General features: G+C 46.6%; 14 protein-coding genes. 4 read left to right on the top strand and 10 right to left on the bottom strand.

Features of this window, described 5'->3' with window-relative positions:
- Window positions 1–37 precede the first annotated feature (37 nt).
- Window positions 38–946: a divergent polysaccharide deacetylase family protein gene (locus MHN00_RS03745; RefSeq protein WP_239300296.1), complete on the bottom strand. Its 909-nt coding sequence runs from the start codon at window positions 944–946 to the stop codon at window positions 38–40.
- 123 nt (window positions 947–1,069) lie between these two features.
- Entirely contained in the window at window positions 1,070–2,233 is a 1,164-nt protein-coding gene (locus MHN00_RS03750) for a peptidoglycan DD-metalloendopeptidase family protein (protein ID WP_239300298.1), read from the bottom strand.
- A gap of 253 nt (window positions 2,234–2,486) precedes the next feature.
- Here MHN00_RS03750 and MHN00_RS03755 point away from each other — a divergent pair, with 253 nt between their 5' ends.
- The 4 genes from MHN00_RS03755 (at window position 2,487) to gpsA (ending at window position 4,799) form a co-directional block, all read left to right on the top strand.
- Window positions 2,487–2,912 carry a rhodanese-like domain-containing protein gene (locus tag MHN00_RS03755; protein ID WP_014948070.1) on the top strand — a complete coding sequence of 142 codons (426 nt, stop codon included), beginning with the start codon at window positions 2,487–2,489 and terminating at the stop codon, window positions 2,910–2,912.
- Window positions 2,913–2,924: 12 nt separating this feature from the next.
- Complete coding sequence (grxC, locus tag MHN00_RS03760) at window positions 2,925–3,185, top strand: glutaredoxin 3 (RefSeq protein WP_014948069.1); 261 nt, start codon at window positions 2,925–2,927, stop codon at window positions 3,183–3,185.
- 62 nt (window positions 3,186–3,247) lie between these two features.
- The gene (secB, locus tag MHN00_RS03765; protein WP_014948068.1) at window positions 3,248–3,757 is read left to right on the top strand and encodes a protein-export chaperone SecB; all 510 of its coding nucleotides are present in this window, start codon (window positions 3,248–3,250) and stop codon (window positions 3,755–3,757) included.
- Window positions 3,758–3,767: 10 nt separating this feature from the next.
- Window positions 3,768–4,799, top strand: a complete 1,032-nt coding sequence (gene gpsA, locus MHN00_RS03770; RefSeq protein ID WP_049588317.1) for an NAD(P)H-dependent glycerol-3-phosphate dehydrogenase — start codon at window positions 3,768–3,770, stop codon at window positions 4,797–4,799.
- Between the two features lie 90 nt (window positions 4,800–4,889).
- Here the strand turns inward: gpsA and MHN00_RS03775 are convergent, their stop codons facing one another.
- The 8 genes from MHN00_RS03775 to MHN00_RS03810 form a co-directional block, all read right to left on the bottom strand.
- On the bottom strand, window positions 4,890–5,276 hold the full coding sequence (locus MHN00_RS03775; protein WP_239300300.1) for an NAD(FAD)-dependent dehydrogenase: 387 nt from the start codon (window positions 5,274–5,276) through the stop codon (window positions 4,890–4,892).
- A gap of 159 nt (window positions 5,277–5,435) precedes the next feature.
- Window positions 5,436–6,845, bottom strand: a complete 1,410-nt coding sequence (locus MHN00_RS03780) for a TolC family protein (protein WP_239300302.1) — start codon at window positions 6,843–6,845, stop codon at window positions 5,436–5,438.
- 4 nt (window positions 6,846–6,849) lie between these two features.
- Window positions 6,850–8,820: a MacB family efflux pump subunit gene (locus MHN00_RS03785; protein WP_061439253.1), complete on the bottom strand. Its 1,971-nt coding sequence runs from the start codon at window positions 8,818–8,820 to the stop codon at window positions 6,850–6,852.
- A 1-nt stretch (window position 8,821) separates the two neighbouring features.
- A complete protein-coding gene (locus tag MHN00_RS03790) occupies window positions 8,822–10,000 on the bottom strand; it encodes an efflux RND transporter periplasmic adaptor subunit (protein ID WP_232362799.1) in 1,179 nt (392 codons plus the stop codon).
- Between the two features lie 172 nt (window positions 10,001–10,172).
- On the bottom strand, window positions 10,173–10,637 hold the full coding sequence (gene trmL, locus MHN00_RS03795; RefSeq protein WP_039225063.1) for a tRNA (uridine(34)/cytosine(34)/5-carboxymethylaminomethyluridine(34)-2'-O)-methyltransferase TrmL: 465 nt from the start codon (window positions 10,635–10,637) through the stop codon (window positions 10,173–10,175).
- Between the two features lie 152 nt (window positions 10,638–10,789).
- A complete protein-coding gene (locus MHN00_RS03800; protein ID WP_061439251.1) occupies window positions 10,790–11,767 on the bottom strand; it encodes an alpha/beta fold hydrolase in 978 nt (325 codons plus the stop codon).
- Between the two features lie 64 nt (window positions 11,768–11,831).
- A complete protein-coding gene (locus tag MHN00_RS03805; RefSeq protein WP_239300304.1) occupies window positions 11,832–13,193 on the bottom strand; it encodes an ATP-binding protein in 1,362 nt (453 codons plus the stop codon).
- Complete coding sequence (locus MHN00_RS03810; protein WP_039225152.1) at window positions 13,193–13,906, bottom strand: response regulator transcription factor; 714 nt, start codon at window positions 13,904–13,906, stop codon at window positions 13,193–13,195. The genes MHN00_RS03805 and MHN00_RS03810 overlap by 1 nt, the downstream gene beginning before the upstream one ends.
- Window positions 13,907–13,945: the final 39 nt, after the last annotated feature.

Raw genomic sequence — 13,945 nt, forward strand, 5'->3', positions numbered from 1 at the left:
AAAATGAACTAACTACGTATAAAATGGGGCAAAAAAGCTATTCGTTTGGCGCTGTGTCCAAACGCTCAGCAACGCCTTTTCCTGCGGAGCTGTGCATTAGCTCACTGCTGTGTAAGGCATTTTCTTCGGTCATGCTTACCTTGCTATCCTTCACATCGGCGTTATTAAGCGAAGCCGTTTGATTGCGCTCTTTGCCAAACTGCTTTGCCACTTTCGGCGCATGCGAAAAATAGTCGGCTACTGAGGTAAGGGTTAAACCTTCTTTTTCAAGTGAGGGTAAATGAGTTTTCAAGAAATCGACGGTTTCTGGGTGGGGATGACCAATCACCACAACGTGACCATTCTTTTTAGCAATACGTTTCATGTGGTTGAACTGCTTAAGTAAGAATGCAGGCTCAAGCTTATGGTCCAGAAACACCTGCCTGCTTGCGCTAGGCACACCTAACCGCTGCGCAATTTCTTCACCTTTTGTGAGTACCGTGGTTCGGCTATCCACAAAAAACAAGCCTTGCCGTTTCACTTCTTGTAGGAGCGCTTCCATTCCTTTTTGCTGACCCGTGAACGCACTTCCCATATGATTATTCACACCAACCGCGTTCGGCACGCTCTTCATTGCCTTTCGCAAATTGTAAGTAATGGCACCTGCGAACATGTCAGTGGTTAACCCAAGGGGCCCCATGTCCTTTCCACTTTGCGCCTGCATAGGCATATGCAGCATAACGGCCCTGCCTTCTTGCTCAGCGCGGAACGCAATTTCAGAAGCCAGCGGCGTTTGCGGAAGTATAGAAAAGGTAATTTCTTTAGGGAGAGAAAAAGCAGCGACATCGGACGGCCTGTATCCCAGGTCATCTAATATTATAATTATGTCTGACTTTGCTTTTACTTGAAGGCTAATTAGCCCGCATAAAACAAAGATTATACAAGGCATTAGCAGACGCAAAAGCATCTAAGTCACATCCGTTTTTCATCATTATTATTAAGCGCACACTACACAATGCTGTGTTTTTTCTAGAATACCAACAACTGATTCAGTTTCAACTTAGTTTCTGAAAATCTAGGATTAACCTGCCTAGTCTAGCCAAGAGCTTGGATTTAGCGCTTTGCCTTTATGACGAATTTCAAAGTAAAGGTTAGGATATTCCTGACCACCACTTCGGCCCACAAGGGCTATGCGTTCACCTTGCCTGACATCATCGCCAGCTTGCTTGAGTAACGCTTGGTTGTGACCGTAAACACTCATATACCCTTCGCCATGATCGACAATAGCGACCAGACCAAATCCGCGCAGCCAATCGGCGTACAACACTTTTCCAGGCGCAATGCTGTTTACAGGGTCGCCCTCGGCACCATCTATCACAATGCCTTTCCAAGACACTTGCCCTTGGCGGCGACTACCGAATAAGTTTCGTATTCTGCCTTTTACGGGCGCTGCCAGCTTACCTTTTAATTTGGCAAGTCCATCCATACTCACTTCGGCTTCACGGGCAGCCCGTTCTGCGGCAATCCGCGCCGCTTCAATAGCGTCTTTCAGCGCTTTTTCATCAGCTTGTAGCGACGCAATACGCTGGTTTTCAGAGGCTATGGTTTTGTTTATTTTCTTAAGCGTTGCTTTTCTATCGTCCTGGCGGGTTATAAGTACTGCTCGCTGACCTTCTTGCTCATCTTTCAAAGCGGCAAGTGACAAGGCTTTTTCGCTAAGCTCTGCGTTAACTTCTTCAAGCCTAGCAACATTTCCTCTAAAGCTCTCAATCTCTTTTTGGCGCGCTTTTGCCACGTATTGATAATAGGTGATGACACGCTCGAAGGTTCGCGCGTCGTCTTGGTAAAACAGCATTTTCGCGTAGTCGTAATGCCCCGCCATAAATGCACTTTTAAGCTGGCTCGATAAAAGTGACTGCTGTTTACGGATAGCCGTTTTAAGCCCTTCTTGTTCTTCTTCGAGCTTCGCTTGTTCTTGCTCAATGTTTTTAAGTGACTGTCGGGTGCTGGATAGTGCTTTCGCCACTTTAGCGATTTCGAGTTCAGAGGCCTTCAGCACATTTTCCAATTCCTGTGCACTGGCTCTATTGTTCTCTAATACTTGCTGTCGAGCGCGCAATTCGGCCTGTAACTCAGCTAATTTTTCTTTTTGACTATTCGCACCGTCTTCTTGTGCAATAGCACTACTTCCAATCGGCATAATTGCAAGGGCAACTATGCACCCAATGATTGAAAGAAATAATCGTACTGACATACGTGCGCCTAGAACCTTAACTTTTTCATTGATGACTTAATGTGTTTCATCGTTGCTGTTAACAACGTTTTCCAGTGTATCTGACGCTCCTCCATATGCCCAGTGCAATTTGTTCGTAATATCAATCATCTAAAGTATTTAGCGCAAACCCGCTATGACTGACATTCATCATACTGAAAGGTAAGCTGGTTTCTCGCCCATTTTTCTATATACTTTGCACTCTTTTCATGGTCTGTAGACAGGGTTAGAGGTAATGGATCAACTAATTGAATTTGCTAGCAACAACTTTATTCTTGCTGGTATTTGGGTTGCGCTGATTGCCATGTTGATATTTAGCTATATCAGTGCATGGACATCTTCAGTAAAAGAATTAAGCACGCACGAAGCAACGGTTTTGATGAATAAAGACGATGCGATAGTGCTAGATACACGCCCTGCGAAAGAGTTTAAAGCTGGCCATATTTTGGGTGCCAGACAAATTAAACCTGAAGAGTTGCGTGAGAAAAACTTCAAGAAACTTGAAAACAGTAAAGACAAACCCATTATCGTAGTATGCGCTATGGGTAATCAGGCTCGTGGTACAGCAAATGCGATGCTTAAAGACGGCTTCGCGAATGTGAGTGTATTAAAAGGCGGAATGAACGCGTGGCAAAGTGCCAGCCTTCCCGTTTCTAAATAACAGGTAACCTTTATGAGCAAAGTAGAACTTTACACCAAGGGCCACTGTCCTTACTGCCACCGTGCAAAAGCATTGCTAACGCAAAAAGGTGTAGAATTTATTGAATACCCAATAGATGTTAAGCCTGAACTGCGCGACGAGATGATTGAACGCGCAAACGGCGGCTGGACTGTTCCGCAAATTTTCATTGACGATCAGCACGTTGGTGGCTGTGACGATATGATGGCTTTGGAAGCACAAAGCAAACTAAATCCAATGTTGGGTTTGGCGTAAAGCGTCAGCGCATACAGCAACGCACTACATTAAATTAAAACGACAATTAAATAGGAAATACCATGGCTGACGAAAATCAGACAAATAACGGCGAAGCAGCGGGCGCACAAGCGCAACAGAGTGCTCAATTCAATATTCAACGTATCTACACAAAAGACATTTCTTTTGAGTCTCCAAACGCGCCAGCTATTTTCACTAAAGAGTGGAAGCCTGAAATTAAACTAGACATCGACACTAGCACTAACAAGCTAGAAGAAAATGTATTTGAAGTTGTACTTTCAGTTACCGTTACGGCAACGCTTGGTGAAGAAACAGCATTCCTTTGTGAAGTGCAACAAGCAGGTATCTTCGCTATTGGCGAAATGCCAGACCAAAACAAAGCGCACACGCTGGGCTCGTTCTGCCCGAACATGCTTTTCCCATATGCGCGTGAAACCATTTCTAACTTGGTTAACCGTGGAACATTCCCTCCACTTAACCTGGCGCCTGTAAACTTCGACGCTATCTTTGCAGCTTACGTGCAAAAACGTGCACAGCAAGCGCAGGGCGAAGCGCCAAAAATGGACGCCTAATTAGGTGAACATGAAAGGCGTGGACATGAAGTCGCATTCGGTTTCAGAGTCTGTTTCAGTATTAGGGGCGGGGTCTTACGGCACCGCCCTTGCTTTTTGTCTTGCCAGAAATGGCAACCCCACACTGCTTTGGGGCCGTGATGAAAAGCACATTGCCGAAATGAAAGCGAACCGTGAGAATGCTCGTTATCTTCCAGGCGCAACATTTCCAGATGCCCTAGTGGTAAATGCCAACTTAGAAGAAGTGGTAGCCGCCAGCCAAGATATTTTAGTGGTTGTACCTAGCCATGCATTTGCGGCTATGCTTCAAAGCTTAAAGCCATTGCTTAAACCGCATCAACGCATTATTTGGGCGACCAAAGGCCTTGAGCCAAAAACGGGCCGTCTGCTTCGCGATGTGGCAGAGGAAATACTGGGTACCGACTATCCCCTAGCCGTGTTATCAGGCCCTACTTTTGCTAAAGAAATGGTAGCAGGCTTACCTACTGCAATTTCGCTGTCTTCCACTGACGATACGCTGAGTGACGAATTTGCAGCAAAGCTGCATTGCGCAAAGTCGTTCAGAGTATACAAAAACTCAGACTTTACTGGCGTTCAGCTTGGTGGTGCGGTTAAAAACGTTATCGCTATAGGCGCGGGCTTAGCCGATGGCCTTGGCTTTGGTGCAAACGCGCGAACGGCGCTGATCACCCGAGGTTTAGCAGAGCTTACCCGTTTGGGCGTGAAGTTAGGAGCCAACCCAGAGACCTTCATGGGCATGGCAGGCCTTGGCGATTTAGTTTTGACTTGCACCGACAATCAATCGCGCAATCGTCGCTTTGGGCTGGCTTTGGGTCAAGGCAAGAGTGTCGATGTTGCTATTGACGAAATCGGACAAGTGGTTGAGGGATATCGCAACACTGAAGAAGTGCACATTTTATCTAAGAAAGTAGGCGTAGAAATGCCAATTTGTGAACAAATTTATGCTGTGCTTTATCACGGAAAATCCCCTAAAGAGGCGGCCTTAGCTCTGCTTGGTCGAGACCTCAAAAAAGAAGCCTAGTGAATACTTGATGGTTTTTGCTTGGTAGCAAAAACCATCAGCCTCTTAACGCCCCACTATTCCTATCTTTTCCAGCTTGTTAACCTGAATTTAGCGGCCTTCTCTTACCACGATCACTTTAGTGTTGTTGTGATATCCAGCGTGACTGCGCTTGTGGTGCTTCACTTTTTTCACCTTTTTGTAGGGTGAATCGACAACCAAATAGCGATTCCCATGCTTGCGATAGTAATGATTATTAGCAACGTAATAACGATGATTGTCGATAACCTCTACCCTATGCGCACCTGGCAAGACGTTAACGTACAGGCCAGGTGCGCTTATGGCTACGTCAATGATCGGACGAGCAGGTTGCGTAATAATAGTGACCCTTTCATTCGCCCCTCTATTCGAGTGAGAATGATGACCTGAATGGGCGCTTGCTTGCCCTGCAATCATTAAGCAAACGCCGGTGATAATACTCAGGGTAATACGTTTCATAATGCTTCTCCAAAATCATTCGTGCATGTTCACAGGCTATATTAATGAGTGAAGCTGAACGAAACCTGACTCAGACAGGCTTTATACCAATCCTTACAAAATGCACAAAAAAGCCCTGTTCACAGGGCTTTCGTATTGCTGCTTGAGAAAATCTAAATGCTATGACGAAGTGATGTCGGCGCCTGCGCTTTCTCTGTAGGTGGCAATGACAGAAGAGAGTACGGCTTGATAGCTACTGATTACAGATTGCCTAGCCGAGAAAAAGCTACGTTGAGCATTAAGCAAATTCAGAAAGTCAGTGTCACCAGCTTTGTAGCGAATATCCGCAAGACGATAAAGCTGCTGATTGTTCTCGAGCGAGGCTAACGCGTAGCGGTAGTTTTGTTGATTGAATACCAAGTTAGTTTGGCTATTTAACAACGCTTCTATCGCGCTAAGCACCGTCTGCTGATACTGTAAAATCGCCAAATCAACATCCGTTTTTGCCGCCTTCTCTGCAGCTTCTAACCGTCCCCCGTCGAACAGGGTTGCTGCTGAGTTTAATGCTGCGCCTAAGGTCCACCCTTGCGCTAAATCTAAAAGATCACTCACACCAATATCTGCACTTAAGCTCATTCCTGGAAGACCTGCCACTGACGCTTCGTAAAACGCTAAATCAGCCTGTTTAAATTGCGCTATAGCTAACTGAACATCTGGACGCTGCTTCAATACCTCAGCGCTTAATATAGGTGCCACTTCGGGCAGTGAAAAATCGGTTAGCGAAAGGGAAAGCAGCGCTTTTTGTTCAGGCGTATTAAATTGCATAGATTCATTACCTAACAATACCGCTAATGCCCGCTCATTAAGCGTTAAACTATTGCTCAGTCGCAGCACCTCCGACTGAGCACTGATCAAGGTATTGCGCTGTTGGGAAACCTCAATACCTGAGGTATCCCCCTCTTCAAAGCGAATTTGAACTAGGTTTAGCAGCGCTTCGCTAATCTCAACGTTTTGCATCGCAATAGACAGCCGCGACTGCAGTGAAATCTGCTCAAGAAGGGTATTTATAAACAACGCCTGGGTGTCTAACAGCGCATCGGTAAACTGATACTGTGCAGTATCGATACCTAACTGACGACTTCGCTGCTGAGCATCTCGTGTACCCCATATGTCCGCGTCATAACTCAACCCCAGTCCACCTGAGGTAGAGTGGCTTGAACGGCCACTATCTAGGTCTCTTCCACTGCGTCCAGATGTCCTCGCCGTTATAGTCGGAACGTCACCTGCGTTAACTTGTGCTAACAGAAATTGCGCTCGTTTCACCCTCTGCTCGGCTTGATTAAGGGTTAAATTTTGGCTTTCAAGCGTCTTCATAACGGGCGCAAGTTCAGCCACCTCGAACACCTTCCACCATGATGTTGTTATTTGACTAGTCGCGTCCACAGACTTCGCTTTTTGTAGCGCCTGCGTGTCAGTTTCGGGCAACGTTGTAGAAGGTGAATAAGCGCAGCTTGCGGTCAGCACGATACAAGAGAACGCGCACAGTAATGAACGAGCGGCAAGAGACACAGAAAAACGAAAAGAATGCATGGCGTTACTCCTCTGCCAACGCGTCAATAGGATTAAGCTTTGATGCTTTTTGAGCAGGGGCGTAACCAAAAATGAGCCCTACAGCGAGAGATGTGACAAAAGCCAAAACGGGCGGCATTAGCGTGTAGGCGACAGGCACACTGAATGAAGCAACGATAAGGACAACAAAATAGCCCAGAAGAATGCCGAATATACCACCCAAGATACACACTACCCATGCCTCGATATTGAACTGGCGCAAGATATCGCGAGGTTTTGCGCCTGTGGCGATGCGTAGTCCAATCTCCCTCTTACGCTCAGATACGTTGACCAGCATGATATTCATTACACCGATACCGCCAACAAACAAAGATATGGCAGCAACAGACGCCAAGAGCCAAGTTAACGTGTCTTGCGTTTCCGTGACCGCCTCTACCAGTGACTCTGTGGTACGCACCATCACGTCTTCTTGTCCGTGACGTTCTACCAACAGTGCCAGCACATCGTCTTTTACTTGAGTCGCTACTTCGGTACTTTCTGCCTTTATGGTAATGCTGCTTAAGTAATCCCGACCAAATACCTTCAAACGGCCAGTTGTAACCGGAATGAGCACTTCGTCATCCATATCGTTACCACCCGCACTGGCGCCTTTAGAATGAAGTACGCCTACGACCTGATAGAAGGCATTTTGCATCAAAATGTACTCGCCTACTGCCCGATATTTATCTTCAAACAAGGTCTCAGCTACCGTATCTCCAATTACCACCACAGGCGCATAATTTGTTACGTCTTCATCACTGAAAAACACGCCCTGCGCCATTTCCCAGTCTTTGGCATGAAAGTAGTCAGGCGTCGTGCCTGTAATACGTCCTGAAAAATCATTTTCGCTGTATCGGATGGTTGCCCTTGCACTTCTTTCCGGCGCGACATAAGCCACACCCGGAACACTTTTCAATGCTGTGGCATCAGCTAATGTCAGCGATGCAATATCACCGGATGAGCGCATGTTTCGTCCACCCGGCCTAATCGATATCAGGTTCGTGCCAATGGTTTCAATGCGCTCTAGTACCTGCTGTTTACCTCCCTCACCGATGGCCATCATTGTCACCACTGCCGCTACACCAATAATAATCCCCAAGAGTGTGAGCAAGGTTCTAAACCAATTCATTCTAAGGGCAGTGAACGCCATAGATAGGGCTGAAAAAAGTGAGATACTTGGAAAAGGTTTAATTGCCGGTACTGATTTGGGCTCTTGAGAATGTGCGTGCTGCACTGAAGCCGCATTCTTTTCAACTGATTCACTTGTGCTAGGCGCAGCGGTTTTGGTATCTGTTACAATTTTCCCATCAAGCAAGTGTATTTGCCTGTCGGCATGTTCAGCAACTGCACTATCGTGGGTGATAAGAATAATAGTCACCCCTTCTGCGTGTAGCTCGCGAAGCAATGCCAGTAACTGCTCTCCGCTGGCCGAGTCAAGCGCCCCGGTGGGCTCGTCGGCTAATATTACTTCTGCACCATTAATTAAGGCTCGCGCTACCGAGACACGCTGTTGTTGGCCACCTGAAAGCTCTCCGGGTTTGTGCTCTTTTCTGCTTGAAAGGCCAAGTTTATCAAGCAGCTGTTGCGCTTTTTGAGTGCGATCTTCGCTAGACGTACCGCTGTATATTGCTGGCAGTGCCACGTTTTCGGTCGCATTTAGCGACGACAGTAGCTGATAGCGTTGGAAAACAAACCCGAACGTTTTCAAGCGAAGGGCAGAGAGTTGATCGGGGTTTAGCGAGGATACTGACTGTCCGTGGATACGGTACACCCCTTCTGAAGGGGTGTCTAAACATCCTAGGATATTCATCAAGGTCGACTTACCCGACCCGGATTGCCCCATAATGGCGACAAATTCTCCCTTATCGATTGATAAGGAAACGTTATCCAATGCGGTGACTTCAAACCCTTCTGTTTTGTAGCGACGTGATACGCCATTAAGCTGTATTAACGACATATTAGAATCCGTCACGGCGGCGCGGTGGGCCTGATGGCGGCTGCCCACCCGGCACTCTGCGCATGCCCGCGGCCGGCATTGCGGTGCCGTCTGCTAGACCCACAACCACTTCATCACCTTCTGATAGGCCTTCTATAATTTGAATATGGGTTCTATTTTTTATGCCTACTTTTACTGGCGTGCGAACCACCTCATCGCCCTGTTTAAGCATCACGAATTGATTGCGAGCTCGTCCTTTTACTGCCGCTAACGGCACAGAAAGCGCGCCTTTCACCTGCTCTTGCACAAAGAACACTTGAGTAGTCATGGCGTCCATTAAAGTGCGATCAGGATTCTCAACATCGATTAGCACTTGGTATAGCACCACGTCGTTGAGTACGGTGGGTGTAGGTAGCACTTGACGAACGGTAGAGTGGTAGAAGGTTTTGTTATCACCCAAGGTAGAGAAATAGACTGGCATGCCGCGCTTTATTTTCTGCACATCGGCTTCGGACACTTCTGCGCGTAGGGTCATTACTGATAAATCGGAAATTTGAAGCAACACGGGGGCGTTTTGATTAGCATTCAAGGTTTGCCCCTCACGCACCGGTAAGGTGGCTACAGTCCCGGATATTGGCGCAAATATCTTTGCAAACCCGAGCTTAGTAATATCCCCTTCCAGCGAGGCTTCGTCAGCTTTAATCTGTGCGATGCTCGCCGTGATCTTGGTATCGATAACTTTAAGGTTTGTATCGCTGCTTACGACTACATCTTGGCTGACTGCATTTTGCTTAAACAAATTTTGATTGCGTTGCGCTCTCACTTCGGCGAGTTCTCGCTCTGCCCGCAGCTGAGCCAGCTGTGCTTTTTTGCTGTCCAGCGCCGCTTGAGAGTTCTGTACTTGTGTTTCAAATACACGGGCATCGATCTCTACCAGCAAATCGCCTTCTTTAACAATATCCCCCTCTTCTACGTGAATATTGTCTACCTGACCTGAAACCTGCGCGCCTACCTCTACGTAGCGCTTGGGCTCAAGCTGACCTGTAGACACCAAATTTAATTCGATGTCTCGTATCTTTGCATCTTGAAAGAGATATTCGGTATTTGTCTGAGGTGAGTATAGCCATGCATAAACAGCATAAGCGGGCACAAACACAATAATTGCAATGAGCAGTACTTTAATGGGTAGAGGGAGTTTCAAAGCATTCGATCCATAAAAAAAACTGAATGCAATATAGCGAATGTAAAGATTCGCCACGAGAGACAATCTTTACATTTACGCTATCTTTACAGACATTTTTAAAGGCTGAATAAGCTTTTGATTTGAATGGTTAAAAGAGTTTTTAGCAAAACAGTAAGCGTTAAAGAAAGTACTAACGAGCACCCTCGTAACCAAACTGACGCCAGCTTTCATACACAAATACCGATACTGCATTAGACAAGTTCATACTACGACTGTCTGGCAACATAGGGATGCGAACACGCTGCTCTGGGGGAAGCGATTGAATATAGTCGTCTGGTAAACCTCGGGTTTCCGGTCCGAAAATTAACGCATCGCCTTTTTGATAAGACACATCGCTGTGAAATGCTTTGCCTTTCGTTGTGCAAGCGAATACCCGTTTTGGCTTAGCATCATTTAGGTAAGCGTCTAAATTGGCGTGGCGCTTTACGTGAGCAAACTCGTGATAATCTAAACCTGCGCGTCGAACGCGTTTATCGTCCCATTCAAAACCCAAGGGCTCGATTAAGTGCAACGTAAAGCCACTGTTTGCGCATAAGCGGATGATGTTTCCCGTATTTGGCGGGATCTCTGGCTGATAGAGTACGATATCGAGCATGCTTTTTTAAATTACCTTCACAGTTAACAACTCGTTTATTTTATACCGAAACGCCATTCTTCATCACCCTTGCACACACTTTTATTACCTGTGAAATAGAAAGCGCTGCTCTTAAGTATGATTACCTAACTAAATGTTAGCTTTGGCTGCACTTATGTAGACGGGTCTTCTGTCAAAAAGTCTAGAATACGCGCCACAGAGCGCTCGCGAATGTCGTCAGACTCGGTGAATAGCTCATGGTAAGCGCGGGGCACTATTTCAAGTTTTGCATTTGGCATAAGCTGAGCCACGCGGCGCTGACGGTTATTATCAATAATCGCGTCATCGTCTGCACTTAATACAAGCGAGGGCGTTGTAATAGCGCGTGCGCTACTTTCAATTTTGTTCATAGCCTGATGTGCCGCTGCCAACCACTCTGTAGTCACGCCACCAAGCTGAATATCCTGCTCTTCGTCATACAGTTCACGAAATAGGGCATAGCGGGTTTTGCTGTGGGTGAGCTTATTAAGTGAAAAAGGAAACGCGATATACGGGGTTTGACCAAAAAAGTACCCCGCATCTTTCTTTTTCATCCTATTTACCGCAAGGCCTGTGCGAATTAAGCCATTCGCCAACCAATTGGGCAGAGCCGGTTTAATGCCAAACATGGGTGAAGCTAAAACGGCTTTTGAAAACAAATTCGGAAGACGCAGCAGCGTGAGTGCACCAATGGCGCCCCCCATCGAATGGCATACCAGCTGTAACGGGCCTTGCTGCAGTGGCTTTACAATAGTTTCTACGAACATAACGAAGTCATCAACGTAGTCGTCAAAATCGGCAACATAACCATGCTGAGGGTCACGGGTCATCCTGTCTGACAAACCTTGGCCTCTGTGATCTAAGATGAATACGGCGAAACCATTTTGATAGAGATCGTAAATGAACTCTTTGTACTTTAAATAAGATTCGATTCGACCAGAGCATATTACAATGGTAGCTCGCGGCGATTCTGGGATACAGTGCGCAAAGCGTACCTTGATATTGTCTTTCCCAGAGAAGTGGCCCTGAGTAACACTGTTTTGCCAGAAGGGATTGATATACGTGGCAAAAGTGCTGGCTAAGTTATTTTCAGACGTGAACGTCCAGTTCATAAATACCCTATTACAGTCAAATTGCGCTCTTTGTTAGGCTACGGAGTGCTATCTACGTTCCCAATCATAACTTGGGAAATGACATAGTAACTCGTAGCCCACCGCGCTCAGCAGGTTCAGCGATTATGCGTCCATGATGCAACTCAACTGCCGCTTTTGCAATGGATAAGCCCAAGCCTACGCCTCCTGACTCGCGCTCTCTGGCAAGAGTTGCCCTGTAAAACGGTGAAAATATACGCTCACATTCCTCAATGGTTAACCCGTCGCCGTCATCTGTAATGTGAATACACCAATGCTGCGCATCTTCGCTAAACGTAATATGCGTGACGAGTTTGCTATGACGTATGGCATTGCGAAGAACATTCTCGACGGCGCGACAAAACATCATGCTATCGATGACCACCGTCTTTTTAGGAATATCGTCAATTCTTAACTGCTTGTTTTTATTTGCAGCTTCAAAGTTAGCATCGGTCAGTACATCGTTAAGTACCAAAGACAAAGCGTGCTTTTGCATGTTCGCCTCACCAGCTTCCGCGCGACTAAGTGTGAGTAATTGACTAACTAGCGCTTCCATTCGGTCAGCTTCTCGTTCTACGCGAGATAAGGTGGCTGGGTCTACGTTTTGCTGATGGGCAAGCCCTAACGCCATTTGCAATCGCGCCAGTGGAGAACGAAGTTCGTGAGAGACATCAGCTAATAATCGCTTTTGTGCGCCCCACATCGATTCGAGCTGCTCTGCCATTTTGTTAAAGTCACGCGCCAACTGCCCTAACTCATCCTGACGCTTGGCGGCCTTGCCCACCCGAGTTTGCCAGTCGCCGCTTGCTAAGCGCTTTGCTGAACCTTGAATATGCAAAATAGGGTTGGTCAGCGTTTTGGCGAATAGCCAGCTCAAAAGCGTGGTAGTAATAAGTGCAATCGCCAAAAACAGCAGAACCGGAGGAGTTTGCTTTTCGGGCATATCTAGCTTTACCGCAAAAAGCGCAAAGCGTGAATTGTCTCGCTCGAAGAAAACCGGGCCGAGAATTTTGAATGCGCCGCGCTTTACTGCAATCGGGGAGGTTTGATTTACCAAACGCAGTAAATCTTCTTTATCGTTGTCACGAAGCGGAGGGCCTCCACCTGAAATAAGGCGGTTGTCGCGAATATCTACCGCAACCAGTCGACCTCTCACGCCACGTGAATTGCGATCTAGCGTCTCATGTAACGGTAGGTCCTGAAAGCGCCCACGCTGCATCCGCTCAATGGCTTGATTTAAATCTTCTACTTCGCGAGGCTTTATTTGCACAACTTGAAGGTCTTCAAAAAAGAGGCGACTTCCCCAAATGGCCAAAAGCGATGTAACAATGAACGTTGCCCAAAACCACAGAAACAAACGGCCCATGATGGCCCGCGTTGGGCTGATGCTGCGTAACAGTTTTACCATTAATGGCTTCCAACAATTAACATGTACCCTACTCCGCGGATGGTTTTTATTTTTTCATCTACGGCTACTGCACTGATTTTCTTTCGCAGATTGCTAACATGCATATCAATGCTTCTGTCAAAAGCTTGCAGTGGCTTACCGAGTATCTTTAAGCTTATTTCTTCTTTCGTTACCCGCTGAGCGGCATTTAGCATTAGTAAGCGCAAAATTAAAAACTCAGTTGTGGTTAGCGTTAATTCGACATCGTCTACTTTAGCGAGCTGGCTACTTGGGCTTAAAAAGATGCCATTCACAAATAAATCTTGTTCCACCGCTCCTCCCGTTGAGGAAAGATTATGACGACGCACAATCGCTTTTATTCGCGCCACCAGCTCACGATGGTTAAACGGTTTCGGTAAATAATCATCGGCGCCCATTTCCAGACCTAAAATGCGGTCGTAATCATCGCCTCTTGCTGTCAACATAAGTACAGGCGTGCTATGGCTGACACGAAGTTTTTTCAACACATCGAAGCCATCCATCTTTGGCATCATCACATCCAATAAAATAAGATCGTAATGTCGTCCAGATACAGCTTCAGATAACCCTTCTTCGCCGTCGTTACGCACTTGCACTTGATAACCCATACTCGACAGGTACGTGGAGAGCATTTCAGTTAGCTCAAGGTCATCATCAATAACAAGGATAGACTGCAAATGAAAATCTGAACTCATGGTATTAAACTCTTTAACGGTTGGAACTGCTGACCTTTG

Source organism: Alteromonas sp. Cnat2-8 (assembly GCF_022348355.1).
Taxonomy (GTDB): Bacteria; Pseudomonadota; Gammaproteobacteria; order Enterobacterales; family Alteromonadaceae; genus Alteromonas; species Alteromonas macleodii.